The organism is Polaromonas sp. (assembly GCF_029945895.1).
In the GTDB taxonomy this organism is placed as follows: domain Bacteria; phylum Pseudomonadota; class Gammaproteobacteria; order Burkholderiales; family Burkholderiaceae_C; genus Polaromonas.
In genome coordinates, this window is sequence record NZ_JAQSDL010000122.1 from 72,281 (window position 1) to 97,778 (window position 25,498).

General features: G+C 64.0%; 22 protein-coding genes and 1 tRNA gene. 19 read left to right on the forward strand and 4 right to left on the reverse strand.

Features of this window, described 5'->3' with window-relative positions:
• Window positions 1-2: 2 nt before the first annotated feature.
• The gene (locus tag PSV33_RS19705; protein WP_300564447.1) at window positions 3-1,091 is read right to left on the reverse strand and encodes a tetratricopeptide repeat protein; all 1,089 of its coding nucleotides are present in this window, start codon (window positions 1,089-1,091) and stop codon (window positions 3-5) included.
• A gap of 278 nt (window positions 1,092-1,369) precedes the next feature.
• On the opposite strand from PSV33_RS19705, the gene cysS reads away from it, so the two are divergent.
• From cysS to PSV33_RS19760, 11 genes are all read left to right on the forward strand, one after another.
• Complete coding sequence (gene cysS, locus PSV33_RS19710) at window positions 1,370-2,746, forward strand: cysteine--tRNA ligase (protein ID WP_300564449.1); 1,377 nt, start codon at window positions 1,370-1,372, stop codon at window positions 2,744-2,746.
• A 55-nt stretch (window positions 2,747-2,801) separates the two neighbouring features.
• On the forward strand, window positions 2,802-3,500 hold the full coding sequence (locus PSV33_RS19715) for a DNA-3-methyladenine glycosylase 2 family protein (RefSeq protein WP_300564452.1): 699 nt from the start codon (window positions 2,802-2,804) through the stop codon (window positions 3,498-3,500).
• A gap of 104 nt (window positions 3,501-3,604) precedes the next feature.
• Complete coding sequence (locus tag PSV33_RS19720; RefSeq protein WP_300512752.1) at window positions 3,605-4,582, forward strand: acetyl-CoA carboxylase carboxyltransferase subunit alpha; 978 nt, start codon at window positions 3,605-3,607, stop codon at window positions 4,580-4,582.
• 32 nt (window positions 4,583-4,614) lie between these two features.
• Window positions 4,615-5,559 (forward strand): tRNA lysidine(34) synthetase TilS, encoded by a 945-nt coding sequence (gene tilS, locus PSV33_RS19725; RefSeq protein WP_300564455.1) that lies wholly within the window; start codon window positions 4,615-4,617, stop codon window positions 5,557-5,559.
• Window positions 5,560-5,750: 191 nt separating this feature from the next.
• On the forward strand, window positions 5,751-7,025 hold the full coding sequence (locus PSV33_RS19730) for an aspartate kinase (RefSeq protein ID WP_300564458.1): 1,275 nt from the start codon (window positions 5,751-5,753) through the stop codon (window positions 7,023-7,025).
• A gap of 52 nt (window positions 7,026-7,077) precedes the next feature.
• Window positions 7,078-7,170, forward strand: a tRNA-Ser gene (locus PSV33_RS19735).
• A gap of 137 nt (window positions 7,171-7,307) precedes the next feature.
• A complete protein-coding gene (locus PSV33_RS19740; protein WP_300564461.1) occupies window positions 7,308-7,631 on the forward strand; it encodes an I78 family peptidase inhibitor in 324 nt (107 codons plus the stop codon).
• Between the two features lie 82 nt (window positions 7,632-7,713).
• A complete protein-coding gene (locus tag PSV33_RS19745) occupies window positions 7,714-8,622 on the forward strand; it encodes a MurR/RpiR family transcriptional regulator (protein WP_300564464.1) in 909 nt (302 codons plus the stop codon).
• Window positions 8,623-8,627: 5 nt separating this feature from the next.
• Complete coding sequence (locus PSV33_RS19750) at window positions 8,628-9,968, forward strand: aspartate aminotransferase family protein (protein ID WP_300564467.1); 1,341 nt, start codon at window positions 8,628-8,630, stop codon at window positions 9,966-9,968.
• 31 nt (window positions 9,969-9,999) lie between these two features.
• Entirely contained in the window at window positions 10,000-10,986 is a 987-nt protein-coding gene (locus PSV33_RS19755; protein WP_300564470.1) for a TAXI family TRAP transporter solute-binding subunit, read from the forward strand.
• A gap of 124 nt (window positions 10,987-11,110) precedes the next feature.
• Window positions 11,111-13,714 (forward strand): TRAP transporter permease, encoded by a 2,604-nt coding sequence (locus tag PSV33_RS19760; RefSeq protein WP_300564472.1) that lies wholly within the window; start codon window positions 11,111-11,113, stop codon window positions 13,712-13,714.
• Between the two features lie 59 nt (window positions 13,715-13,773).
• Here the strand turns inward: PSV33_RS19760 and PSV33_RS19765 are convergent, their stop codons facing one another.
• The 3 genes from PSV33_RS19765 to PSV33_RS19775 form a co-directional block, all read right to left on the reverse strand.
• Window positions 13,774-14,181 carry a S4 domain-containing protein gene (locus PSV33_RS19765; protein WP_300564475.1) on the reverse strand — a complete coding sequence of 136 codons (408 nt, stop codon included), beginning with the start codon at window positions 14,179-14,181 and terminating at the stop codon, window positions 13,774-13,776.
• Window positions 14,182-14,229: 48 nt separating this feature from the next.
• A complete protein-coding gene (locus tag PSV33_RS19770) occupies window positions 14,230-15,639 on the reverse strand; it encodes a sensor histidine kinase (RefSeq protein ID WP_300564478.1) in 1,410 nt (469 codons plus the stop codon).
• Between the two features lie 209 nt (window positions 15,640-15,848).
• Entirely contained in the window at window positions 15,849-16,544 is a 696-nt protein-coding gene (locus tag PSV33_RS19775; protein WP_300564481.1) for a response regulator transcription factor, read from the reverse strand.
• A gap of 121 nt (window positions 16,545-16,665) precedes the next feature.
• Between PSV33_RS19775 and PSV33_RS19780 the strand changes: the two genes are divergently transcribed.
• From PSV33_RS19780 to PSV33_RS19815, 8 genes are all read left to right on the forward strand, one after another.
• Entirely contained in the window at window positions 16,666-17,625 is a 960-nt protein-coding gene (locus tag PSV33_RS19780; protein ID WP_300564484.1) for a tripartite tricarboxylate transporter substrate-binding protein, read from the forward strand.
• A gap of 156 nt (window positions 17,626-17,781) precedes the next feature.
• Window positions 17,782-18,303 carry a tripartite tricarboxylate transporter TctB family protein gene (locus PSV33_RS19785; RefSeq protein ID WP_300564487.1) on the forward strand — a complete coding sequence of 174 codons (522 nt, stop codon included), beginning with the start codon at window positions 17,782-17,784 and terminating at the stop codon, window positions 18,301-18,303.
• A 3-nt stretch (window positions 18,304-18,306) separates the two neighbouring features.
• A complete protein-coding gene (locus tag PSV33_RS19790) occupies window positions 18,307-19,809 on the forward strand; it encodes a tripartite tricarboxylate transporter permease (RefSeq protein ID WP_300564490.1) in 1,503 nt (500 codons plus the stop codon).
• Between the two features lie 144 nt (window positions 19,810-19,953).
• On the forward strand, window positions 19,954-21,453 hold the full coding sequence (locus PSV33_RS19795) for a sigma 54-interacting transcriptional regulator (protein WP_300564493.1): 1,500 nt from the start codon (window positions 19,954-19,956) through the stop codon (window positions 21,451-21,453).
• Between the two features lie 145 nt (window positions 21,454-21,598).
• Complete coding sequence (locus tag PSV33_RS19800) at window positions 21,599-22,792, forward strand: substrate-binding domain-containing protein (RefSeq protein WP_300564496.1); 1,194 nt, start codon at window positions 21,599-21,601, stop codon at window positions 22,790-22,792.
• 153 nt (window positions 22,793-22,945) lie between these two features.
• Window positions 22,946-23,722, forward strand: coding sequence for an ABC transporter ATP-binding protein (locus PSV33_RS19805; protein ID WP_300564500.1), 777 nt, complete (start codon window positions 22,946-22,948; stop codon window positions 23,720-23,722).
• Complete coding sequence (locus PSV33_RS19810; protein ID WP_300564503.1) at window positions 23,719-24,444, forward strand: ABC transporter ATP-binding protein; 726 nt, start codon at window positions 23,719-23,721, stop codon at window positions 24,442-24,444. Before PSV33_RS19805 ends, PSV33_RS19810 begins: the two co-directional genes overlap by 4 nt.
• Window positions 24,441-25,421 carry a branched-chain amino acid ABC transporter permease gene (locus tag PSV33_RS19815; protein ID WP_300564506.1) on the forward strand — a complete coding sequence of 327 codons (981 nt, stop codon included), beginning with the start codon at window positions 24,441-24,443 and terminating at the stop codon, window positions 25,419-25,421. Before PSV33_RS19810 ends, PSV33_RS19815 begins: the two co-directional genes overlap by 4 nt.
• The last annotated feature ends 77 nt before the right edge of the window (window positions 25,422-25,498 follow it).

Below are 25,498 nucleotides of genomic sequence, written 5' to 3' on the forward strand. Positions count from 1 at the left end.
CATCAACCGCCGGTGGATTCCCTGACGATGAGCCAGCGCTCGCCGGCCCGGGCCATGTCCAGTGTCTTGCGGCTGGAGATGTTCAGCGCATCAGCGCTGTAATCCTGGCGGAACTTGGCCGTGGCCTTGCTGCCCTTGACGTCGACCGCCAGGTTGTTGATTTTCACGCTGATCTTTGATTTGCCGACGATGCGGCTGCGCCGCTCTTCTTCCCAGGCCTTGCGCGACTGGTTGCCCGGGGTGTCAAAGTCCTTGCCGTAAGCGGCCAGGTAGGCCGTCATGTCCTTGTTGGCCCAGGCGCTGGCCCAGGCCCTGACGGCAGCTTCCACTTCCTTTTCGGCGGCGCTGACTGGTGTGGCTGCCGCTGGTGCGGGCGATGCCGCCGGCGCGGACGGGGCGACAGGTGCGGGTGCTGCGGGTGTCGGCACAGCAGGCGCTGGCGCTGCCGGCGCTGCTGGTGTTGGTGTTGCTGCCGCCGGCTTGGCCGGCGCGGCAGGTGCCTGGGCCGTCACGGCGGGCGCGGCCGGCGTCGCTGCAGCAGGCTTCTGGGCCTTGGCTTCCGGCGTGAACAGGGTGCGGATCAGTGCCAGCTTGGGTGGCACGGCACTGTTGCCGCCGTCGAGTTGCAGGGCCTTGCTGTAGGCCTGGCTGGCCAGCTTGGCATACACGTCTCCGAGGTTTTCATGCGCGGTGGCATAACTCGGGTTGGTGCGGATCGCCATTTCCAGGGCGGCCCGGGCCTTGTCGAACTGGTTCTGGCCGGCGTACAGCACGGCCAGGTTGTTGTAGGGCTCGGGCAGTTCCGGGTAGTCCTGCGTGATCTTGGTGAAGGTGGTGATCGCGTCGTTCGGCTTGCCGGCTTCGGTCTGGATCACGCCCTTGATGAAGCGCATCTGCGGGTCGCGCGGCTTGGCGGCGAGGTACTTGTCAGCCTTGGCCATGGCTTCCGTCAATTGCCCGGCGCGCACGAGGGTGTTCACCTCGGAGTAGTCGTCGGCATGAGCGGGCGGCACACACAGGGCCGCGACCAGAGCCAGCAAGCGCAGGGCAGTCGGCAGCGCCTGGTTTGAAAGATTAGCTGACTTGGACATATTTCCTCTGGAACGCATGGTGTGGCTGGTATGAAACAGAAAACCGAAGCAGCCGGCTGTGCAGCGCGTGCTGCATGGGCTCTTCCTGGCTGGATATACTGGGAGATTGTATCTGAGGGGTATAGTTTAAGCTCCTGCGAAAGATCACCATTCGCATCCTGTCGACAGACCTTACGGAGCCGCTTTTCCCTTTGCCGATGCACCCAATGATCCGCCCCCGCTCCCGCGCCCTTTTCCGGTTCCGGCGGTTCCAGCCAGACTGAACACCCAGACTTTTCATGAGCCTTCGCATTTACAACACGTTGACGCGTGCCGTAGAGGATTTTTCGCCCCTGGTTCCAGGCCATGTGCGCATGTATGTGTGCGGCATGACGATTTACGACCTGTGCCACATCGGCCATGCCCGCATGATGATGGCCTTTGACGTGGTTCAGCGCTGGCTCAGGGTCAGCGGCTACCAGGTCACTTATGTGCGCAACATCACCGACATCGACGACAAGATCATCAAGCGCGCCGTCGAACGGGGCATCACCATCCGTGCGCTGACCGACGAGATGATCACGGCGATGCACCAGGACATCGGTGCGCTCGGCATCGAGCCGCCCACGCTGGAGCCGCGCGCCACCGAATACGTACCGCAGATGCTGGGCATGATAGGCACGCTGGAGCAAAAAGGACTGGCCTACCGCTCGGACAACGGCGATGTGAACTACGCCGTGCGCAAATTCCCCGGCTACGGCAAGCTCTCGGGCAAGTCGCTCGACGAGCTGAGGGCGGGCGAGCGTGTTGCCGTGCTGGACGGCAAGGAGGACCCGCTCGATTTTGTCCTGTGGAAATCGGCCAAGCCGACCGAGCCCGACGATGCGCAGTGGGACAGCCCTTACGGAAAGGGCCGGCCCGGCTGGCACATCGAGTGTTCGGCCATGAGCTGCCAGACCCTGGGCGAGACCTTCGACATCCATGGCGGCGGTGCCGACCTGCAGTTTCCGCACCACGAAAACGAGATCGCGCAGAGCGAAGGTGCCAACGGCAAGCCGCTGGCGAGGTTCTGGGTGCACAACGGCTTCGTGCGGGTGGACAACGAAAAGATGTCCAAAAGCCTGGGCAATTTTTTCACCATCCGCGAGGTGCTGGCGCAGTACGACCCGGAGACCGTGCGCTTTTTCATCGTGCGTGCGCACTACCGCAGCGCGCTCAACTACAGCGACGCGCATCTGGACGATGCGCGCAATGCACTCAAGCGCCTGTACACCGCGCTCGACTTGGTCAAGCCGGCGGCTGTCACGATCGACTGGTCACATCCCTTCGCTGCCCGCTTCAAGGCGGCGATGGACGAGGACTTCGGGACGCCCGAAGCGATGGCCGTGCTGTTCGATCTGGCCGGTGAGGTCAACCGGACCCGGTCACCCGAACTCGCGGGGCTGCTCAAGGCACTGGGCGCCTGCCTCGGCCTGCTGCAAAACGATCCGGCTGCCTTCCTGCAGGCCGGCGCCGGCCTGGACGAGGCCGCCATCCAGGGCCTGATCCAGCAGCGCGCCGCCGCCAAGGCTGGCAAGAACTTTGCTGAAGCCGACCGCATCCGCCAGGACCTGCTGGCACGCGGCATTGTGCTGAAAGACGCGCCGGCCGGAACCACCTGGGAGGTCCGTTCGTGACGAAGGTTTCAATTAAAAAAGGTCTTCAGCCCATGACGGACGGGCGCAACCAGCTATGAAAAAGATAGTAAAAAGCGGCCCGGCCAGCACCGAACTGGCCGAGGTTGCGGAGCCGGTGGCGACCATCGTGCCGAGCTACTGGGCGGAGGCCTGCAAACACCTTGTCAAGAAAGACCGGGTCATGAAACGCCTGATCCCCCGGTTCGGCGACGCCTGCCTGCAGTCCCGCGGGGATGCCTTCAGCACGCTGGCACGCAGCATCGTGGGTCAGCAGATCTCCGTGAAGGCGGCGCAGACAGTGTGGCACCGCTTTGACGCGTTGCCAAAAAAAATGACCCCGGGCAATGTGCTCAAGCTCAAGGTGGACGACATGCGCGCCGCCGGCCTGAGCGCACGCAAGGTCGAGTACCTGGTCGATCTGGCGATTCACTTCGATGCCGGTACGGTGCACGTCAAGGACTGGGAGGCGATGGACGACGAGGACATCATTGCCGAACTGGTCGCGATTCGCGGCATTGGCCGCTGGACCGCCGAAATGTTCCTGATCTTCTACCTGCGCCGGCCCAACGTCCTGCCGCTTGACGACGTCGGCCTCATCAACGGCATCAGCCAGAACTATTTTTCCGGTGAATCGGTCAGCCGCAGCGATGCACGCGAAGTGGCCGCCGCCTGGTCGCCGTTTTGCAGTGTCGCAACTTGGTATATTTGGCGCTCGCTGGACCCCTTGCCGGTTCTGGGTGCCGAGCAAAGTTAAGTAAAAAGCCTGAGGAGCAGAAATGAGCCCCCACATTCACTTTCGTTCACTGCCCCCCGAGGGGGCGCATGCCTCCCTAGAGACGGCTCGTCAGGAGGCATAACATGGCCAAAAAGACCTTTCTCGATTTCGAGCAGCCGATTGCAGAGCTTGAAGGAAAAATAGAAGAGCTGCGTTATGTGCAGACCGAGTCCGCGGTGGACATCTCCGAAGAAATCGACCAGCTCGCCAAGAAAAGCCAGCAGCTCACCAAGGATATCTACAGCGACCTGACGCCCTGGCAGATCACCAAGATCGCGCGCCACCCCGAGCGACCCTACACGCTCGATTACGTCAATGAGCTGTTCACCGACTTTGTCGAACTGCACGGCGACCGGCATTTTTCCGATGACCTGAGCATCGTCGGCGGCCTGGCGCGTTTCAACGGCACCGCCTGCATGGTGCTGGGCCACCAGAAGGGCCGCGACACGAAAGAGCGCGGCCTGCGCAACTTCGGCATGAGCAAGCCCGAGGGCTACCGCAAGGCCCTGCGCCTGATGAAAACCGCCGAAAAATTCAAGCTGCCGGTGTTCACCTTTGTCGATACGCCCGGTGCCTACCCGGGCATCGACGCCGAGGAACGCGGCCAGTCCGAAGCCATCGGCCGCAACATCTTTGAAATGGCGCAGCTCGAGGTGCCCATCATCACCACCATCATTGGTGAAGGCGGCTCCGGTGGCGCGCTGGCGATTTCGGTGGCCGACCAGGTCGTGATGCTGCAGTACTCCATCTACTCGGTGATCAGCCCGGAAGGCTGCGCCTCCATCCTCTGGAAAACATCGGACAAGGCCGAGGAAGCCGCCGAAGCCCTGGGCATCACGGCCCACCGGCTGAAGGCGCTCGGCGTGATCGACAAGATCGTCAACGAGCCGGTGGGCGGCGCGCACCGCGACCACAAGCAGATGGCCGCCTTCCTCAAGCGCGCCCTCAACGACGCCTTCCGCCAGGTCAGTGACCTCAAGGTCAAGGAGCTGCTGGACCGCCGTTACGAGCGCCTGCAAAGTTATGGCCGTTACACCGACACCAAGGCCGACGCGAAATAAGCCGCCACCCGTCCAGCGGTGGCTGAGGTCGCATGACCACCGTTGACGACGCCCTGCGCGTCTTTTCCCCGCAACTTCCTCTGGCCGTGGCTTACAGCGGCGGCGCCGACTCCACGGCCTTGCTGCTGGCTTGCGCCGGGAAGTGGCCGGGACAGGTGAGGGCGGTGCATGTGCACCACGGACTGCAGGCTGCCGCCGACGATTTCGCCCGCCATTGTGAAGCCGTGTGCGCGCAGCTGCAGGTGCCTTTGCGTGTGAGTCGTGTCATGGCCCGTCATGCGCCGGGCGAAAGCCCTGAGGACGCTGCCCGCAACGCGCGTTATGAGGCTTTTCGGGCTCTGGCCCTTGAGGGGTGGGCGCAACCAGCTATTAAAAGCATAGCACTTGCGCAACATGCCGACGACCAGGTCGAGACGATGCTGCTGGCACTCAGCCGCGGCGCGGGTCTGCCCGGTTTGAGCGCCATGCCCGCGAGCTGGCAGCGCGACGGGCTGATGTACTACCGGCCCTTGCTGCAGGTTCCAGGCCCCGCGATTCGCGCCTGGCTGGCGCAAAGAGGGGCTGTCTTCGTTGAAGACCCCACCAACACCGACGAGCGCTTCACCCGTAACCGCATCCGCGCGCGCCTGCTGCCGGCATTGGCCGAGACCTTTCCGCAGTTTCGCGAAACCTTTGCGCGCAGCGCCCAGCACGCCGCCCAGGCGCAGTCGCTGCTGGTCGAGGTGGCGCGTGAAGATCTGGCTGCGCTGGGCAGGCCGCCCGTGATCAGGTCATTGCAGGGCTTGTCGCTGGCGCGGCAGGCCAATGCACTGCGCCAATGGCTGCGCGAGGACCACCAGGCCACGCCCAGCGCAGCGCAGCTCGAACAGCTGCTCTCCCAGGTGGCGGCCTGCACCACGCGCGGCCACCGGATTCATCTGAAGATTGCGTCGGGCCATGTGACGCGGGCCGGGGACTGTTTGCATTTCGCCGCCTGACCGGTGCACGGCGGACAGGTTCCGGAGCACGTGAGCCTCGTCAGAACCAGTCTGGGTGAGTCATCTAGGTAGTTGTCCTAGGTATAATTGAAGGCTTTGCTGGCGGTTGCGGTCTTCACCTTCTGTTGGGAGGTGAAACGAGAGGCCGCCACGAGCAATGTTCGCAACCAACTCCTGATTGACACCCTGCAATGGCATTGATCGTTCATAAATACGGCGGCACGTCGATGGGCTCGACCGAGCGCATCCGCAATGTCGCCAAACGCGTGGCCAAGTGGGCCCGAGCCGGTCACCAGATGGTGGTGGTGCCCAGCGCCATGAGCGGTGAAACCAATCGCCTGCTGGGCCTGGCCAAGGAACTGGCGCCTGGCAAGGCCAGCGACGCCTACCACCGCGAACTTGACGCGCTGGCCGCCACCGGCGAGCAGGCCTCCAGTGCGCTGCTGGCGATTGCGCTGCAGGCCGAGGGCATGGACGCCGTCAGTTACGCCGGCTGGCAGATGCCGATCCGCACCAACAGCGCCTACACCAAGGCCCGCATCGAATCGATCGACGACCAGCGGGTGCGCGCCGACCTGGATGCCGGCAAGGTGGTCATCATCACCGGCTTTCAGGGCGTGGACGACGTTGGCAACATCACCACGCTGGGCCGTGGCGGCTCGGACACCTCGGCCGTGGCCGTGGCCGCCGCCATGAAGGCGCATGAGTGCCTGATCTACACCGACGTGGATGGGGTGTACACCACCGACCCGCGTGTCGTACCCGAGGCGCGCCGCCTGCAGACCGTGAGTTTTGAAGAGATGCTCGAAATGGCGTCCATGGGCTCCAAGGTGCTGCAGATCCGCTCGGTCGAGTTTGCGGGCAAATACAAGGTGCCCCTGCGCGTGCTTTCGAGCTTCACGCCCTGGGACATCGACATCGACGAAGAGGCCAAGTCCGGCACCCTGATCAGTTTTGAGGAAGACGAAAAAATGGAACAAGCCATCGTATCGGGCATCGCGTTCAACCGCGACGAAGCCAAAATCTCCATTCTCGGCGTGCCCGACACCCCGGGCATTGCCTACCAGATCCTTGGCGCGGTGGCCGATGCCAACATCGAAGTCGATGTGATCATCCAGAACATCAGCAAGGACGGCAAGACCGACTTCAGCTTCACCGTTCACCGCAACGACTACGCGCGCGCCGTTGACCTGCTCAAGGCCGAGGTTCTGCCCAAGCTGGGCGCGCAGGAGATCACCGGCGACGCCAAGATCTGCAAGGTCAGCATCGTTGGCATCGGCATGCGCAGCCATGTCGGCATTGCCAGCAAGATGTTCCGCTGCCTGAGCGAAGAAGGCATCAACATCCAGATGATCTCCACCAGCGAGATCAAGACCTCGGTGGTCATCGACGAGAAATACATGGAGCTCGCCGTGCGCGCGCTGCACAAGGCTTTTGACCTGGACCAGCCCGCCGCCAGCCTGTGATGGCTGGACAGCAGCCCAAGTCGTGAGATAATCCGGGCTCAGACAGAATTCAGGAAACGTGACCGAGTGGCCGAAGGTGCTCCCCTGCTAAGGGAGTATGGGGTGTAGAGCCTCATCAAGGGTTCGAATCCCTTCGTTTCCGCCAGACAAAAAGCCACCGCAAGGTGGCTTTTTTTTGTCCTGCGCCAGGGCATGCCGCGAACCGTGTCGCAACCAGTCGTAAAAATGCGGGCGCCGCCGGGGCGCAGACGTTATGGTGGCGTTTTACTTCCCGGAGAACTCATGTTGTTGAAGACCCCCCTGATCAGCACAACGCTGGCATGTCTTGTCATTCTGGCTGGCTGTGCCGCACCTGGCGCGCCCTCGACGGGCACCAGCCCGATGCCGCCACCGCCACCCGGGACGGCCTGCAATGCCGACGGTGCCCGGTTCGCCATCGGCAAGGCGCCGGGCGCGGGTGTGGTCGAGGAAGCGCGCCAGCGCTCGGGCTCCTACATGGCGCGGGTGTTGCGCCCTGGACAGATGGTCACGATGGAGTTCAATGCCCAGCGACTCAACCTCGAACTGGACGCGGCCGGTGTGATTCGACGGGTGCGCTGCGGTTAAAGAAACGGGGCGCGGTTCGCGCCTGTCTGGTGGAGATGAAACACTCGTGCTATATTTTGCGAAATATTGATACAAATGTTTCATGTCGATTTCCTCGCTGTTTGCCAACGTCCCGCTTGAGGGCCTGAGTCCGGAGCTGCTGCGTGCGGCGCGCTGGATCGAGGCCCATCCGCGCGAGGTGGCGCTGCATTCCATGCGTGAATGCGCGCGCCGGGCCGCTCTGGCGCCGGCGACCTTGAGCCGGCTGTCACAGGCCTTGGGTTTCCAGGGTTTTGAGGCGATCAAGCATCTCTGCCAGGAGTCTTTTTCGGCGCAGGCCGGTTACGCCGGGCGGGCCGAGGTGCTGCAGGCCAGTGCGCGGCATGACAAGGACTGGCTGGCGCTGCTCAATGAAATCCAGCATGCGAACACCGCGTCCGTCAGCGGGCTGAACCAGGCCGCGCAGCTGGAGGCCGCAGCCGATGCCATGCTCAAGTCGCGGCGCGTTTATTTTCTGGGCCTGCGCGCCAGCCATGGCCTGGCGCTGCACCTGCACTACATCTATGGCTTGCTGGCGTCCAACGGCTTGCTGGTGCAGGGCCTGGGCGGCACGCTGATGGACCAGATCGGCGACATGGGCGCGGGTGATCTGCTGGTGGTGACATCTTCCGCCGCGTACACGCGCCAGACGGTGGACGCCGCCGTGAAGGCGCGGGCGCAGGGCGCCGACGTGCTGGCCCTGACGGACAGCGCGCTGTCGCCGATTGCCCGGTCGGCCACCCACACGCTGCTGTTCCGGACCGACAGTCCTTCGTATTTTCATTCCATGGTCGGCGCTCTGGCATTGACCGAAGCGCTGGCTGCCGCTGTCGCAGTGCGCGGCGGGCGCAAGGTGCTGGCCCACCTGCAAACACGCCAGGATCGCCTGGACAGCGAGGGCGCGTACTGGGACCCGCGCGCCGACAAGGCCGCCACCGGCCGGCCCCTGACTTCTTCTTCATCCAGGAAATAAGCCCCATGCCTGCAGCTTCCACCCATGTCTTTCACCGTCAGTTGCAGCACACGCCGCCGGTAGCCGTCAGCGGCCAGGGGGTGTACCTGACCGATGCCGATGGCAAAAGTTATATCGACGCCTCGGGCGGCGCGGCGGTGTCCTGCCTGGGCCACGGGCACCCGGATGTGCTGGCCGCCATGCATGCGCAGATTGACAAGCTGGCGTATGCCCACACCAGCTTTTTCACCACCGAAGTCGCCGAGACACTGGCTGCCCAGCTGATCAGGACGGCGCCGCAAGGCATGAGTCATGTGTATTTTGTCAGCGGCGGCTCCGAGGCGATGGAGGCCACGCTGAAGATGGCACGCCAGTATTTTGTCGAGACCGGCCAGCCGCAGCGCACCCATTTCATCGCGCGCAGGCAGAGTTACCACGGCAACACGCTTGGGGCATTGGCCATCGGTGGCAACCCCTGGCGGCGCGAACCGTTCGCGCCCATCCTGATGCCGGCCACCCATGTGTCGCCCTGTTATCCCTACCGCGAGCAGCAGGCCGGCGAAACGCCGCAGCAGTATGGCCAGCGCCTGGCACAGGAACTCGAACACGCCATTCTTGAAAAGGGCGCAGACCGCGTGATCGCCTTCATTGCCGAAACCGTGGGCGGCGCGACCGCCGGCGTGCTGGCACCGGTGCCGGGTTATTTCAAGGCGGTGCGCGAAGTCTGCGACCGTTACGGCGTGCTCCTGATCCTCGACGAAGTGATGTGCGGCATGGGTCGTACCGGCACCCTGCATGCCTGCGAGCAGGAGGGTGTATCGCCCGACCTGCTGGCCGTGGCCAAGGGCCTGGGCGGTGGCTACCAGCCGATCGGCGCGGTGCTGGCGCAGCAGAAAATTGTCGATGCGATGCGGGGCGGTAGCGGCTTTTTCCAGCATGGCCACACCTACCTGGGTCATGCGGTGGCCTGCGCGGCGGCGCTGGCCGTGCAGCAGGTGTTTGAGCGCGACCAGCTCATCGCACAGGTGCGCGCACGCGGCGCATTTCTGCAGACGCTGATGCAGGGCAACTGGGGCGAACATCCTCATGTCGGGGACATCCGTGGCCGCGGTTTGTTCTGGGGCATCGAGCTGGTGCAGGACCGCGCGAAAAAGACCCCCTTTGATCCGGCACGCAAAGTGCATGCACGCATCAAGAAGGAGGCGATGGCGCGCGGTTTGATGGTTTACCCGATGGGCGGCACCGTCGATGGTCGTTATGGTGACCATGTCCTGCTGGCGCCACCGTTCATCAGCAGCGAAGCCGAGCTGACGATGGTGGTGGAGCGCCTTGGTTCGGCCATGGATGCCGCGATCGCCGCGGTTTGAACAACAAGTTTTACAACCTGGAGAAACTGACATGAGCAAGAAGTTTGCGTTGAATGTACTGAGTACCGCGAGTGCGGCTGTGGCCATGGCTGCCGCCCTGATGTCTGCGCCGGCTGTCGCGCAGCAGAAGTTCGTGACCATCGGTACCGGCGGTGTGACCGGCGTGTATTACGCCGCGGGGGGCGCCATTTGCCGCCTGGTCAACAAGGACCGCGCCAAACACGGCATTCGTTGCTCGGTGGAGTCTACCGGTGGCTCGGTGTTCAACGTCAACACCATCAAGGCCGGCGAACTCGATTTCGGCTTCACCCAATCGGACGTTCAGTACAACGCCGTCAAGGGGCTGAACCAGTACAAGGATGGTGCCTACAGCGACCTTCGCGCCGTGTTCGCGGTGCACCCGGAGCCTTTCACTGTGGTGGCCCGCAAGGAAGCCAACATCACGAAGTTCGAGGACTTCAAGGGCAAGCGTTTCAACGTCGGCAACCCTGGCTCCGGCACGCGTTCGTCGATGGAAGAGCTGCTCGCGGCAATGGGCTGGAAGCTGGGCGACTTCTCGCTGGCGTCCGAACTGAAAGCCGACGAACACGGCCCGGCCCTGTGCGACGGCAAGATCGACGGCTTCTTCTACGGCGTCGGCCACCCCTCGGCCAACATCCAGGACCCCACCACGACCTGTGGCGCCAAGCTGGTGTCCCTGACCGGGCCGGTGATCGACAAGCTGGTGGCCGACAAGCCTTATTACGCCAAGGTCACGATTCCCGGCGGCCTGTACCCGAACAACCCGCAGCCCACCGCCACCTATGGCGTGCTGGCCACGGTGGTGACGTCGGCCAAGACTTCGCCCGAGACGGTGTACCAGGTCACCAAGGCGCTGTTCGAGAACTTTGACGAGTTCAAGAAGCTGCACCCGGCCCTGGCCAACCTGAATCCGCAGAACATGGTCAAGGACGGCCTCAGCGCGCCGCTGCATGAGGGCGCAGCGCGCTACTACAAGGAAAAGGGCTGGATCAAGTAATCCGGCGCAGCACGCCAGCTGCCAGCCGCACCCGGGTGCGGCTGGCCAACCCAAAAAGGGCGGAGCGGACCTCGCCCTTTTTTTAATGCCCGTGCATGTGACTTCCCGTTCCTGAAAGATGACCATGGCAACCGATATCGAAAAAGCGCCTGAAGCACTGCAGCAACTCGTCGCCGACGTGGATACCGGCGGGCGCAAGCCAACGGGTCTCACCGCCGGCATTATTTTTTCCGTGGCGCTCGTCTGGGCGCTGTTCCAGTACTGGTATGCCTCGCCCTTGCCGTTTGCGCTGGGCTTTGGCATCCTCAATGACACCGAAGCGCGCGCCATCCACCTGGGCTTCGCGCTGTTCCTCGCTTTTCTGGCATGGCCCGCCCTGCGCAGTTCACCGCGCGAGTACGTGCCGGTGCTCGACTGGGTGCTGGCCTTGCTGGCCGCATTTGCGGGCGCCTACATCATGCTGTTTTATGCACAGATCGCCACCCGTCCCGGCCAGCCGACCACGATGGACGTGGTGGTGGCCAGCGTCGGCATGGTGCTGCTGCTGGAGGCGACACGCCGCGCGGTCGGCTGGCCCATGGCAGCCCTGGCCGTGATCTTCGTGGCTTACAGCATGCTCGGCCCCTGGCTGCCGGACGTGTTGTCCCACCGCGGCGCCTCGCTGAACCGGCTGGTTTCACACATGTGGCTGACTACCGAGGGTGTCTACGGCATCGCGCTGGGCGTGTCGGCCGGCACCATTTTTGTGTATGTGCTGTTCGGTGCCTTGCTGGACCGCGCGGGCGGCGGCAACTACATGATGCAGGTGAGTTTTGCGGCGCTGGGTCATTTGCGCGGCGGGCCGGCCAAGGTGGCGGTGGTGTCGTCGGCGCTCAACGGCATGATCTCGGGTTCGTCGGTCTCCAATGTCGTCTCGGGCGGCATTTTCACCATTCCGCTGATGAAGAAATCCGGCTATGGCGGGGTCAAGGCCGGTGCCATCGAGACCATGTCCTCGGTGGACGGCCAGATCATGCCGCCGGTCATGGGGGCGGCCGCCTTCCTGATGGTGGAGTATGTCGGCATCCCCTACACCGACATCGTGCGCCACGCCTTCCTGCCGGCCATCCTGTCCTACCTCGGCCTGTTCTACATCGTGCACCTGGAGGCGCTGAAAATGGGCATGCAGCCCATCATCCGGCGTGAACCCAGGCCACTGCGCGATCGCGTGCTGCGCAATGCCTTCGGCATCTCGGGCAGCATCATCGTGATCGGTGCGCTGTATTACCTGTTCGAAGGCATGAAGGCCATGCTGGGCGGCGCCGCACCCTATGTCATCGTGCTGGCGGTGATGGCGCTTTACGGCGTGTGCCTGCAGCAGGCGGCGCGCAGCCCCGACCTGGCGCAGGACATTGACATCGACCATCCCAAGGCGCTGGACACCTGGCCGACGGTGCGCGCTGGCCTGCATTTCCTGATTCCCATTGGCACGCTGATCTGGTGCCTGATGGTCGAGGAGATGTCGCCGGCGCTGGCCGCTTTCTGGGCGGTCACCATCCTCGTCGTGCTGATGATGTCGCAGAGGCCGATCATCGACGCCTTGCGCCGTACGCACACGCCGGACGCCTGGCACGAGGGCTGGCGCTCGGTGGTCGACGGCTTTCACAACGGCTCGCGCAACATGATAGGCATTGGCGTGGCCACGGCGACCGCCGGCATCATCGTCGGCGGCATCACGCTGACGGGCCTGGGCCTGCGCATGACGGAATTTGTCGAGTTTGTTTCGCAGGGCAACGTGATCGTCATGCTGCTGTTCATTGCGTTTTCCTGCCTGGTGCTGGGCCTGGGCGTGCCAACCACGGCCAACTACGTGCTGGTGGCCACGCTGATGGCGCCGGTGGTGGTGGACCTGGGCGCGCAGTCGGGCCTGGTCATTCCCTTGATCGCGGTGCACCTGTTTGTCTTTTATTACGGCATCATGGGAGACATCACGCCGCCGGTGGGGCTGGCCACCTTTGCGGCGGCCGCCATCTCGGGGGAGGACGCGATAGAGACCGGCATCCAGGGCTCCATCTATGCGCTGCGCACGGTGATCCTGCCCTTCATCTGGATTTTCAATCCACAGCTGCTTCTGATTGATGTGGGCGGCGCCTTCTCCTTTTTCTGCATCGTGACCGCAAGCATGCTGGCCACGCTGCTGTTTGCGGCCGTCACCATGAACTGGTTCCGCATCAAGAACCGCCTCTGGGAAACCCTGGCGCTGCTGATGGCGGTGATCTTGCTGTTCCGGCCGGACTTTTTCATGGACCAGATCGCCCCCGAGTACCGCGACGCCAAACCGGCGGAGGTGTTCGAGATCGCGCGCGACGTGGAAAGCGGTGGCCGTGTCGTGATGGTCACCCGCGGCACCACACTGGAAGGCCGCGAGATCGTCAAGACCGTGGCCGTGCAGCTCGGCGACAAGGGTCTGGAAGGCCGCAAGCGCCTGGCCGACGCCGGCCTGCAACTGGTTCCGCTGGGCGACACGCTGCAGATCGGCCAGGCCAAGTTCGGGTCCCGCGCCGCCAAGGCCGGGGTGGAGCAGGGCTGGGACGTGACCGCCATCAAGGTGCCGACCGACAGAGCGACACCGCACTGGTTTTACCTGCCCGCGCTGCTGCTGGCGCTGCTGGTCTGGTGGTCCCAGGGCAGGCGCATGCGCGCTGGCAGCGGACCCGTCCTGCCAGCCGCTGCGGCCCCGTCTTTATAGTAAAAATGGCTTGCAGCCCTTGTTGTACGGGCGCAAGCAGCTATTGAAAACGGAGCATTTCAGGAGTCAACCGAGACGCTCCAGCGGTCGTCCCAGGCCTTGTTCTGGGCTTTGTCCAATGAACGCCGGTCGCGTTTGGTGGGGCGGCCTTGTTCCAGGCTGCCGGCCGGCTCCGCGGTCAGGCGGCGCTGCTCGGCCGCCGCTTCACGCAGCCTGATGCTGTCCGGCGTTTCTTCATAAAGCTGCTGCGCCACCGGCGCCGGTCCGCGCTGCTGGCTCAGGCCCCGGACCAGCACGGTGCGCGTGACCGGGCCCTGCCGCATCGCCACCGTGTCGCCGGCTTTTACTTCACGCGCTGGCTTGGCGTCCTGGCCGTTGACCCGCACACGGTTCTTGCCGATTTCGTCGCTCGCCAGCGAACGGGTCTTGTAGAAACGCGCGGCCCAGAGCCACTTGTCAAGACGCATGCCTGACCTCGTGCGCACCGCCGTGCCGGGGAAGGGAAAACCTGTGCTTCATGGCCCGTCATTGTGTACCAGCGGCAGGCGCACGGTGGCGTCCAGGCCGGCAATACGCCCATGGTCCTCGCGGTTTTCCAGCGTGATGCTGCCGTCCAGCGCCTGCGTGATCTCGCGGCAGATCGCCAAACCCAGGCCCGAGCCGTGGCGCACGTTGCCGGCCGAAAACGGCTGGTACAGGCGGGCTGCCAGTTCGCCGGAAATGCCCGGCCCGCTGTCGCTGACGGTCAGGGCCAGGTAGCGCGCGTCGGTGACGAGCCGCACCGACAGCGAGCCGCCGCGCTGGCTGTGCTTGATCGCGTTGTGCATCAGGTTGCGGCAGAGTTCGCCCAGCATCCATTCATGCGCATTGACGCTGGCCGCCGTGGTTTCGATGTCGAATTCCAGGTCCTTCTCTGCAATCAGCGGCGCCAGGTCCAGCGCGACCGCGCGCACGATGGTGTCCATGTCCACGGGCCCCAGGTCCGCCTGCTGGCGCAGCTGCTCCACCTTGGCCAGTGCCAGCATCTGGTTGGCCAGCAGCGTGGCGCGGTCCACGGTCTGGTTGATCTCGGCCAGGGCCGCCTGGGCGTCCATGTCGCCGCGCAGCGCCGACTGAACCTGCACCTTCAACACCGCCAGTGGCGTGCGCAGCTGGTGCGCTGCGTCGCGCACAAAACGTTTCTGGTTGTCCAGCAGGTGCTGCAGCCGTCCCATGACCTCATTGGTGGCGTCCACCAGCGGCAGCAGCTCACGCGGCGCGTCCGGTGCGGCAATGGCGGTCAGGTCGCCCTCGGGGCGCGCCTGCAGCTCGGCGCTGAGACGGCGCACCGGGCGCGTGGCGCGCTGCACCACCACCACGGCCACCAGGGCGATGACGGCCAGCAGCAGCGCCTGGCGCCACAGGGTGTCGACCAGGATCTTGCGCGCCAGCGTGGTGCGCAACTCCAGGGTTTCGGCCACCTGGATGACGGCCATGCCGCGTCCGTTCGAGCTGGCCACCGGCTGCAGCAGCACGGCCACCCGCACGGCGTCGTCCACGTAGACATCGTCGTAAAAATCGACCAGCGCCGAATAGGGCGGTTTGGCCGGAATGCGACCGCGCCAGAACGGCAGTTGGGCGTAACCCGACACCATTTCGCCATTGAGGCTGGACACCCGGTAAAAAAGCCGGCTCTGGTTGTCGGCCTCGAAGGCTTCCAGCGCCGCATAGGGCACGGTCACGCGCAGTTCCGACTGTCCGTCGTAGCCGCTCACGTCCAGCTGCTCGCCGATGGATTTGGCCGAGGCCAGCAGCGTGCGGTCATAGGCGGTGTTGACGGCGCCCAGCGTCTGGCGGTACAGGGTGGCCGTGTTGATGATGATCAGCAGCCCCACAGGCAGCAGAATGCCCAGCAGAAGGTAGCGCCGGAGCGATAGGGCCCCCACGCTTTTCACTTCGTGTGCCTCTGGCGTTGCGCTGCCCCTTTCACCGGAAGAAGGGGCTGTGCCTGCCTGGGGCGGCCCGGCGCTGAAGGCTTTGTCCCCCCCGCTTTTTACTTCGTGTGCCTCCGGCGTTGCGCTGCCCCTTTCACCGGAAGAAGGGGCCGTGCTTGCCTGGGGCGGCCCGGCGCTGCGCACGCCGGCCTCAACATCTTTCATTGCGTGTCCACTTTCAGCAAATAACCCAGCCCGCGCAAGGTGACCAGGGTCACGCCGGTGTGCGCCATCTTCTTGCGCAGGCGGTACACCACCACCTCGACGGCTTCGTACTGCACATCGGCCTCGCCAGGAAACACCAGCTCGAACAGTTTTTCCTTGGACACCGCCTGGCCGGGCTTGACGATCAGGGCCTGCAGCAGGGCCAGCTCGCGCGGTGTGAGTTCGAGGATCTGGTCGCGGTGGTAAATCGCGCCGCTGTCTTTTTCGTAACGAAGCTGGCCCACCAGGTGGTCGCCGGCCCCCGGCTCGCTGCCGGATGCCGTGCGTCGGCGGCTCAGCGCGCGCAACCGGGCCTCGAGTTCGTCGAGGTCAAAAGGTTTGGGCAGGTAGTCGTCGGCCCCCAGGTTCAGGCCAACAATGCGGTCGCCCACCGTGCCGCGGGCCGTCAGGATCAGTACCGGCGTGGCCAGCCCCTGACGGCGCGCCTGCTCGAGCACCTGCAGCCCGTCCAGCCCGGGCAGGCTCAGATCCAGCACCACCACGTCGGGCTGGGCCGCTGTCCATAACGCCAGCGCCTTGCGGCCGTCGGTGCAGCCCAGCACCTCCATGCCGCGCCGGCCCAGGGCGCGCTGCAGCGCAGCCTGCATGGACGGGTCGTCCTCGATCAGCAGCAATTTCATGGGGGTCAGCATGGGGAAGACATTCGCATCAGCATGGGCGGGACATTAGCACTTTCCCTAGGGTTTTCGGACAGCAGTTTGACAGACAGGAAGCGCATCATCGGTTGGTAACCAACACCACAAGGAGACATGCATGCGTCGCGATACCTTTTTGAAATCCCTGGCCGCCCTGGCCGCCACCGGGGCTTTCCCCCTGTCGGCTCTGGCTGCCGCCAATGTGAAGATGATGATTCCGGCCAACCCCGGCGGCGGCTGGGACACCACCGGCCGGGCCCTGGGCAAGGCGCTGACGGACTCGGGCGCTGCGTCCACCGTCAGTTATGACAACAAGGGCGGCGCTGCCGGCGCTCTGGGCCTGGCCCAGTTCATCAACGGCAGCAAGGGCGACCCCAATGCCCTGATGGTCATGGGTGCCGTCATGCTCGGTGGCCTCATCACCGGCAAGCCGCCGGTCAGCCTGTCGCAGGTCACCCCGATCGCGCGCCTGACCAGCGAGTACAACGTGTTTGTGCTGCCTGCCAACTCGCCCTTCAAGACCATGGCCGACGTGGTGGCCCAGCTCAAGAAAGACCCCGGCAGTGTCAAGTGGGGCGGCGGTTCGCGCGGATCCACCGAGCACATCGCCGCGGCCATGATTGCACGCGAAGTCGGCGTGGACCCCTCCAAGATCAACTACGTCGCTTTCCGGGGCGGCGGTGAAGCCACCGCAGCCATCCTGGGCGGCAACGTCACCGTGGGCGGCAGCGGCTACAGCGAATTTGCCGAATACATCAACACGGGGAAAATGAAGGCGCTGGCCGTCACTTCCGACACCCGCCTCAAGGGCGTCAACGTGCCCACGCTCAAGGAGCAGGGCATCAATGTGGTGATTGGCAACTGGCGCGGCGTTTACGGTGCACCCGGCATTTCGGCTGCCGAGCGTCAGGCGCTGACCGAGATGATTCTCAAGGCCGTCAAGTCCAAGAGCTGGATGGAAGCCTCCGAGAAAAACAACTGGACACCCGCCGTGCTGACCGGCGCCGCCTTCGACAAGTTTGTCGATGACGACATGGCCAGCCTGCGTGCCACCATGGTCAAGTCGGGCATGGTCTGAGGTTGCTGGTCTGAGGCTGCTGGTCTGGGGCCCGCCGGGTTGACGGGGCGGCCCTGACCGCCCTTTGTGGGCCCGGGCGCCAGACGGCCGTCGCGGCGGCAAGGGTCCCGGATCCGGTCGGGGAAGCCGGCCCGTACTTCAATGAAAAAAAAACGCATGACACAAGAAAACCCTTCTCGCACGCAAATCCGTTTGCAGACCCTGGTCGGTGCTGGCGTGGTCCTGCTCGCCCTTGGACTGGCGGCAGGTGCGATCAGCATTCCTTCGGCGGCGGGTTATGGCGGCGTCGGCCCCAACTTCCTGCCGTGGCTGATCTCGCTGGCGCTGCTCGTTTGCGGCGTCTTCATCGTGCGCGAGGCCCGCACCGGCGGCTTTCGCTTCCTGGAGGAACCCACGGATGGGGTTCACGGCCACTGGCCGGGTTTTGCCTGGGTGTCGGCGGGCCTGCTGGCCAATGCGGCTCTGATTACCACCATCGGCTTCATCTTCAGTTGCACCCTGTGTTTTGTGCTGGCCGTGCAGGGGCTGCGCGGTGCGGAAGGCCGGGCCGACCGGCGCCCGGTGGCCTGGCTCAAGGACGTGCTGATCGGCCTCGCGATTTCCGCACCGGTGTTCTGGACCTTCACGAAATTCCTGGCGATCAACCTGCCGGGCCTCACCTCCACCGGCTGGCTGTAAATCATGGACATCTTCAACCAGTTGCTGCAGGGCTTCGCCACGGCGGCCACACCGGTCAACCTGCTGTGGTGTTTTGTGGGCTGTGCGCTGGGTACGGCCATCGGCGTGTTGCCAGGCATCGGGCCCGCTGTGGCGGTGGCCATGCTGCTGCCCATCACCGCCAAGGTCGAGGCCACGGCCTCCATGATCTTTTTTGCCGGGATTTATTATGGCGCCATGTACGGAGGCTCCACCACCTCCATCCTCTTGAACACGCCGGGCGAAACGGCCAGCATGGTCACGGCGATGGAAGGCAACCGCATGGCCAAGAGCGGTCGCGCCGGTGCCGCGCTCGCCACGGCGGCCATCGGCTCGTTTGTGGCCGGCACGATTGCCACGGTGATGGTCACCCTGTTTGCGCCCATCGTGGCGGAACTGGCCGTCAAGCTCGGCCCGCCCGAATATTTCATGCTGATGTTGCTGGCCTTCACCACCGTCAGTGCGGTGCTCGGCAAAAGCACGGTGCGCGGCCTGACAGCCCTGTTTGTCGGACTCGCAGCGGGCCTGGTCGGGCTGGACCAGATTTCCGGCCAGGCGCGCTACACCGGTGGTGTGCCCGAGCTTCTGGACGGAGTCGAGATCGTGCTGGTGGCGGTCGGCCTGTTCGCGGTGGCTGAAGCCATGTATGCCGTGCTTTACGAGGGCCGCGTGGGCGAGTCGCAGAACAAGATGAGCCGGGTCCACATGACAGGGCGGGACTGGCGCCGTTCCTGGCCGGCCTGGCTGCGCGGCACGGCGATTGGCGCACCGTTCGGCTGCATTCCTGCCGGTGGTACCGAGATCCCGACCTTCCTCAGTTATGCCGCCGAGAAAAAGCTGGCCAAGGGCAGCGACCAGGCCGAGTTCGGCACGGCCGGCGCCATTGAAGGGGTGGCCGGGCCCGAGGCTGCCAACAACGCCACGGTCACCGCGGCCATGATCCCGCTGCTGACGCTGGGTATTCCGACCTCCAACACCACGGCGATTCTGCTCGGGGCCTTCCAGAACTACGGCATCCAGCCGGGGCCGCAGCTGTTCACCTCCTCGTCGGCCCTGGTGTGGGCGCTGATTGCGTCGCTCTACATCGGCAATGTGATGCTGCTGGTGCTGAACCTGCCGCTGGTGGGACTGTGGGTCAAGCTGCTGAAAATTCCCAAACCTTACCTGTACGCCGGCATCCTGATTTTTGCGACGGTGGGCGTCTACGGCATGCGGCAAAGTGCGTTTGACCTGTTCCTGCTTTATGGCATTGGTGTGCTCGGGGTGGTGATGCGGCGCTTCGATTTTCCGACCGCGCCCGTGGTGGTGGGCATGATCCTGGGCCCGCTGGCCGAAGCGCAGCTGCGCAATGCCATGTCGATCGGCGAGGGCAGTGCGATGGTGTTTCTGCAGCGGCCCATGTCGGTGGTCCTGATCGTGGTGGTGCTGGCGGTGCTGATCCTGCCGCGCCTGGCCAAACGCTGGTCGGCACGCCGGCTCGCGGCCTGAGGCCAGGGTATATATAAAAATAGGCGCTCAGCCCTTTCTCCGCGGGCGCAAGCAGCTATCAAAAAAAGAGCAGACTACATGCCGGTCGGTGTGTGATGCACCTGGCCGGCGCTGCTGGCGCAAGCGCCGCGCTACCATCTGCGCATGGAATACACCGACACCACGCCGCACGGTTTGCCGCTTGATGCGCAGAGCATTCTGGAGCTGGCCGCCAGGTCCATGTTCCAGCTGTTCTCCAGCATCAGCCAGGGCATGTTTCTGGTGGACCGCACCGGCCGCATTGTCTGGGTCAACGACGGCTACAAGCGCTTCCTGCCGGCGCTGGGTTTTTCCTCGGTCGACCAGTTTGTAGGCCACATGGTGGAAGAGGTGATTCCGAACACGCAGATGCGGCGCGTGCTGGAAACCGGCGAGCCTTTCCTGATCGACCTGCTGACCAACCGCGCCGGCACCTTTGTCGTCAGCCGCATCCCGCTGCGCGATGAAAGCGGCGGTGACATCATCGGCGCCATCGGTATCGTGCTGTTCGACCACCCCGAGACCACCTTGCAGCCGCTGATCAGCAAGTTTGCCCTGCTGCACCGCGACCTCGACGATGCGCGCCGCGAGCTGGCCAGCCAGCGGCTGCAGGTGCCGGGGCAGCGCCAGTCCAAATACACCTTCGCCAGTTTTGTGGGCACCAGCCCGGCAGCGGTCGAGGTCAAGCGCCAGGCCCGGCGTGCGGCCCAGACCTCCAGCCCGGTGCTGCTGCTCGGGGAAACCGGCACCGGCAAGGAGTTGCTCGCGCACGCCATCCATGCCAGCTCGAGCCGGGCGCGCGGCCCCTTCATCAGCGTCAACATTGCGGCCGTGCCCGACACCTTGCTGGAGGCCGAATTTTTCGGCGTGGCGCCCGGCGCCTACACCGGCGCCGACCGCAAGGGGCGCGACGGCAAGTTCAAGCTCGCCGACGGCGGCACACTGTTTCTCGACGAGATCGGCGACATGCCGCAGGCCTTGCAGGCCAAGCTGCTACGCGCCCTGCAGGAGGGCGAGATCGAGCCGCTGGGCTCGAACAAGCTGATTCCTTTTGACGCGCGCCTGATTGCCGCGACCTCGCGCGACCTGGCCGCGCTGGTGCGTGAGGGCAAGTTCCGCGAGGATTTGTTTTACCGCCTCAATGTGTTGCCGGTGCGGGTGCCGCCGCTGCGTGAGCGCCGCTCCGACATTCCGGCGCTGCTCGAAGTGCTGGGTGAGGAGATGGCGCTGCGCAGCGGCGACCGCCAGCCCGAACTCGCACCGGACGCGCTGGCTCTGTTGTCGGCGCAAACCTGGCGCGGCAACATCCGTGAACTGCGTAACGTGCTGGAGCAGGCGGTGATGCGCAGCGACTCGCTCAACATCGGCCGGGCGCAATTTGAAGAGGTGCTCCAGGAGGCCGGCATCGAGCGCATTGCACCTTTGCCCTTGACGGGTTCCGGGGATGGCGCAGAGGCCGCCTCCGACCCGTTGCGCCCCCTGGCCGAACAGGTGGAACAGGTCGAACGCCGCGCCATCGCTGCGGCCATGGCGGCGACTGGCGGCAACAAGCTCGCCGCCTCGCGCCTGCTTGGAATTTCGCGTGCCAAGCTGTATGAGCGTCTGGATAACCCTGTATACAAATAATACAAATGACTGATAGTAATACAATATTAATGTCTTATAAACAGTCACTTCAGATCAGTGATCAAAAAAACCTTTATAGATCAATGATCTTTTTCTGGCACGACATGTGCAATCATGGTGCATCGCCCAACAACAGGAGACATCCATGCATCGTCGCAACCTGATCGCGCTTGCCGCCATCGCCACCGCTTTTGTTTCCCCGCTGGCCCTGAGTCAGTCCAAAGAAGTCAAGATCGCCATCATTGCCAGCAAGACGGGCCCGCTGGAGGCCTACGCCAAGCAGACCATCGTCGGCTTTTACATGGGGCTGGATTACGCCACCGGCGGCACCATGATGGTGGCGGGCAAGAAGCTCGTCGTGATCGAAAAGGACGACCAGGGCAAGCCCGACGTGGGCAAGGCAGCGCTGGCCGCCGCCTATGCCGATGAAAAGGTCGACATCGCCGTGGGACCGACGGCCTCGCCCGTGGCGCTGGCCATGCTGCCAGTGGCCGAGGAATACAAGAAGATCCTGCTGGTCGAGCCTGCCGTGGCCGACAGCATCACCGGCGACAAGTGGAACAAGTACATCTTCCGCACTGGCCGCAATTCCAGCCAGGATGCCGCTGCCAACGCCGTGGCGCTGGACCAGCCGGGCAGTGTGGTCGCCATTCTGGCCAACGACAACGCCTTCGGCCGCGATGGCGTGAAGGCCGCCAGGTCGTTCATGAAGAACGCCAAGATCGTTCACGAAGAGTACCTGCCGGTGGGCACCACCGACTTCACCGCCGGCCTGCAGCGCATTGTGGACAAGCTCAAGGATCAGCCGGGCAAGAAATACCTGTCGGTGGGCTGGTCGGGCAGCCCCACACCCTTTCCGAAGATCGCTGACCTGGATCTTGAAAAGCGCTACGGCATCAAGCTCGCCACAGGCGGCAACATCCTGCCTGCCATGGTGGCCTACAAGAGCTTCCCGGGCATGGAGGGCGCGCTGTACTACTACTTCGGCATCCCCAAGAACCCGGTGAATGACGCGATGGTGGCCCAGCACTACAAGCAGTTCAAGGCGCCGCCTGACTTTTTCACCGCGGGCGGTTTCTCGGCAGCCATGGCGGTTGTGACGGCGCTCACCAAAACCGGCGGCGACACCAACACCAACAAGCTGATCTCCACCATGGAAGGCATGAGCTTTGACACGCCCAAGGGCAAGATGACTTTCCGCAAGGAAGATCACCAGGCCATGCAGAGCATGTTCCACTTCCGCATCAAGGCCGACCCTGCATTTGCCTGGGGCGTGCCCGAGCTGGTTCGCGAGATCAAGCCTGAAGAGATGAATATCCCCATCCTCAACAAGCGCTAATTGAATCGGTGCCCGGCTACTGCGCGGGCACCATGCGTCGTTGGGCGGTGCGCGCCATCCTCACGTACCTTTAGTACGTTCCGGTGGCGGTGCTCCGTCCGCCCAGCCTACTGCCCGCTCGCTACACCGTTCCCCGATTCAACGGGAATACCCATGCTTCAAACCCACGAACTCACGATCCGCTTTGGTGGCCACGTGGCGGTCAATGCTGTCAGCTGCACCTTTGCGCCTGGCACGCTGACGGCCATCGTCGGCCCCAATGGCGCAGGCAAAACGACTTACTTCAACCTGATCTCCGGTCAGCTGAAGGCCAGCAGCGGCACGGTCACGCTCAACGGCGAGGAACTCTCAGGGATGGGCGTCTCTGCGCGCACCCATGCCGGTCTGGGCCGGGCCTTCCAGCTGACCAATCTGTTTCCCAACCTCACGGTACTGGAGAACGTGCGCCTGGCAGTTCAGGCCACGCGGCATGGCGCGCATCGGCACGGCCTGAATTTGTGGAGCATCTGGAGCGACCACAAGGCGCTGGTCAATCGGGCCGAAGAAATTCTCGAGGCTGTGGCCATGGCGAACAAGGCGCAGATGCCGGTGGCCAGCCTGCCGCACGGCGATCAGCGCAAGCTGGAAGTCGCGCTGCTGATGGCGCTGGAGTCGCAGGTCTTCATGTTCGACGAACCGACGGCCGGCATGAGCACCGATGAGGCGCCGGTGATCCTGAACCTGATTCGCCAGTTGAAGCAGGACAAGACCAAAACAATTTTGCTGGTGGAGCACAAGATGGACGTTGTGCGTGAACTGGCCGACCGAATCATCGTGCTGCACAACGGCACCCTGGTGGCCGATGGCGAGCCAGCCGAGGTGATTGCCTCGCCGGTGGTGCAAGAAGCCTACCTGGGTGTGGCTCCCGCGCCCGCAGGGGAGGCCGCATGACGACCAACCTTCTGACACTGGAAGATGTGCACACCCACATCGGCGCGTACCATATCCTGCACGGGGTGGATCTCTCGATTCCGCGCGGCCAACTGACCATGCTGCTGGGCCGCAACGGCGCCGGCAAGACCACCACGCTGCGGACCATCATGGGCTTGTGGCAGGCCTCGCAAGGGCGTGTCAGTTTTGCGGGACGCGACATCACCAGGCTCAACACGCCGCAGATCGCTGAACTCAATATTGCCTACGTTCCCGAAAGCATGGGCATTTTCTCGGACCTGACCGTCAAGGAAAACATGCTGCTGGCCGCGCGCAGTGCCAGGCGGGCCAGCCAGATGGATGAGGAGCGGCTCAAGTGGATCTTTTCGTTGTTCCCGGCGGTGGAGAAATTCTGGAACCATCCAGCCGGCAAGTTGTCGGGCGGGCAAAAGCAGATGCTGGCGGTGGCGCGAGCCATCGTCGAGCCGCGTGAACTGCTGATCGTCGATGAACCCAGCAAAGGCCTGGCGCCGGCCATCATCAACAACATGATTGACGCGTTTGCGCAGCTCAAGGCCAGCGGCGTGACCATCCTGCTGGTCGAGCAGAACATCAACTTTGCCAAACGCCTGGGCGACACCGTCGCCGTGATGGACAACGGTGTGGTGGTTCATGCCGGGTCCATGGCCGAGCTGGCTGAAGACACGGCCTTGCAGCAATCGCTTTTGGGGCTTGCCTTATGAAAACAGATTTCGACTGGAAGCCTCTGGCGCTCGTGCCGCTTCTGGCGTTGGGGGTTTTTCCCTTCATCGGCTCCGGCTCGACCTGGCTGACCTTGACGGTCGCCGGCCTGGCCATGGGCATGATCATCTTCATCATCGCCTCCGGCCTGACGCTGGTGTTCGGCCTGATGGACGTGCTCAATTTCGGACACGGTGTGTTCATTGCGCTCGGTGCGTTTGTGGCCACCAGCGTGCTCGGCGCCATGAGTGACTACACGCAAAGTGAATCGATGTTGCGCAACATGCTGGCAGTGCTGCCGGCCATGCTGGTGGCCATGGGGGTGGCAGGTGCCGTCGGTCTGGTGTTTGAGCGTTTCATCGTGCGGCCGGTGTACGGCCAGCACCTCAAGCAGATCCTGATCACCATGGGCGGCATGATCATCGGCGAAGAACTGATCAAGGTGATCTGGGGGCCGGCGCAGATTGCGCTGCCCATGCCTGAAGGCATGCGCGGCTCTCTGCTGTTCGGTGACGCGGCGATCGAAAAATACCGCCTCATCGCCGTGGCCGTGGGCCTGGTGGTGTTCGGAGTCCTGGCCTGGACGCTGGTACGGACCAAGGTGGGCCTGTTGATCCGCGCGGGCGTGCAGGACCGCGAGATGGTCGAATCGCTGGGCTACCGCATCAAACGCCTGTTTGTCGGCGTGTTTGTGGTCGGCAGCGCGCTGGCAGGGCTGGGCGGCGTGATGTGGGGCCTGTACCAGCAGAGCGTGACCCCGCAGATGGGCGCCCAGGTCAATGTGCTGATCTTCATCGTCATCATCATCGGCGGGCTGGGCTCCACCGGCGGTGCTCTGATCGGTGCCTTGCTGGTCGGCCTGATGGCCAACTACACCGGTTTTCTGGCGCCCAAGGTGGCACTGTTTTCCAACATCGCGTTGATGGCTGCCATTCTGTTGTGGCGTCCCCAGGGCATCTACCCCGTGACGAATCGTTAAGGATGACGCCATGAAAACCGTTTATCCGTTCGGGCTGAGCCTGTCGAAGCCATCTCAGCAAACCACGAATGCCCTTC

Coding starts and splice junctions, on each gene's coding strand:
- PSV33_RS19705 (WP_300564447.1), bottom strand. CDS start 1,091: ATGTCCAAGTCAGCTAATCTTTCAAACCAGGCGCTGCCGACTGCCCTG.
- cysS (WP_300564449.1), top strand. CDS start 1,370: ATGAGCCTTCGCATTTACAACACGTTGACGCGTGCCGTAGAGGATTTT.
- PSV33_RS19715 (WP_300564452.1), top strand. CDS start 2,802: ATGAAAAAGATAGTAAAAAGCGGCCCGGCCAGCACCGAACTGGCCGAG.
- PSV33_RS19720 (WP_300512752.1), top strand. CDS start 3,605: ATGGCCAAAAAGACCTTTCTCGATTTCGAGCAGCCGATTGCAGAGCTT.
- tilS (WP_300564455.1), top strand. CDS start 4,615: ATGACCACCGTTGACGACGCCCTGCGCGTCTTTTCCCCGCAACTTCCT.
- PSV33_RS19730 (WP_300564458.1), top strand. CDS start 5,751: ATGGCATTGATCGTTCATAAATACGGCGGCACGTCGATGGGCTCGACC.
- PSV33_RS19740 (WP_300564461.1), top strand. CDS start 7,308: ATGTTGTTGAAGACCCCCCTGATCAGCACAACGCTGGCATGTCTTGTC.
- PSV33_RS19745 (WP_300564464.1), top strand. CDS start 7,714: ATGTCGATTTCCTCGCTGTTTGCCAACGTCCCGCTTGAGGGCCTGAGT.
- PSV33_RS19750 (WP_300564467.1), top strand. CDS start 8,628: ATGCCTGCAGCTTCCACCCATGTCTTTCACCGTCAGTTGCAGCACACG.
- PSV33_RS19755 (WP_300564470.1), top strand. CDS start 10,000: ATGAGCAAGAAGTTTGCGTTGAATGTACTGAGTACCGCGAGTGCGGCT.
- PSV33_RS19760 (WP_300564472.1), top strand. CDS start 11,111: ATGGCAACCGATATCGAAAAAGCGCCTGAAGCACTGCAGCAACTCGTC.
- PSV33_RS19765 (WP_300564475.1), bottom strand. CDS start 14,181: ATGCGTCTTGACAAGTGGCTCTGGGCCGCGCGTTTCTACAAGACCCGT.
- PSV33_RS19775 (WP_300564481.1), bottom strand. CDS start 16,544: ATGCTGACCCCCATGAAATTGCTGCTGATCGAGGACGACCCGTCCATG.
- PSV33_RS19780 (WP_300564484.1), top strand. CDS start 16,666: ATGCGTCGCGATACCTTTTTGAAATCCCTGGCCGCCCTGGCCGCCACC.
- PSV33_RS19785 (WP_300564487.1), top strand. CDS start 17,782: ATGACACAAGAAAACCCTTCTCGCACGCAAATCCGTTTGCAGACCCTG.
- PSV33_RS19790 (WP_300564490.1), top strand. CDS start 18,307: ATGGACATCTTCAACCAGTTGCTGCAGGGCTTCGCCACGGCGGCCACA.
- PSV33_RS19795 (WP_300564493.1), top strand. CDS start 19,954: ATGGAATACACCGACACCACGCCGCACGGTTTGCCGCTTGATGCGCAG.
- PSV33_RS19800 (WP_300564496.1), top strand. CDS start 21,599: ATGCATCGTCGCAACCTGATCGCGCTTGCCGCCATCGCCACCGCTTTT.
- PSV33_RS19805 (WP_300564500.1), top strand. CDS start 22,946: ATGCTTCAAACCCACGAACTCACGATCCGCTTTGGTGGCCACGTGGCG.
- PSV33_RS19810 (WP_300564503.1), top strand. CDS start 23,719: ATGACGACCAACCTTCTGACACTGGAAGATGTGCACACCCACATCGGC.
- PSV33_RS19815 (WP_300564506.1), top strand. CDS start 24,441: ATGAAAACAGATTTCGACTGGAAGCCTCTGGCGCTCGTGCCGCTTCTG.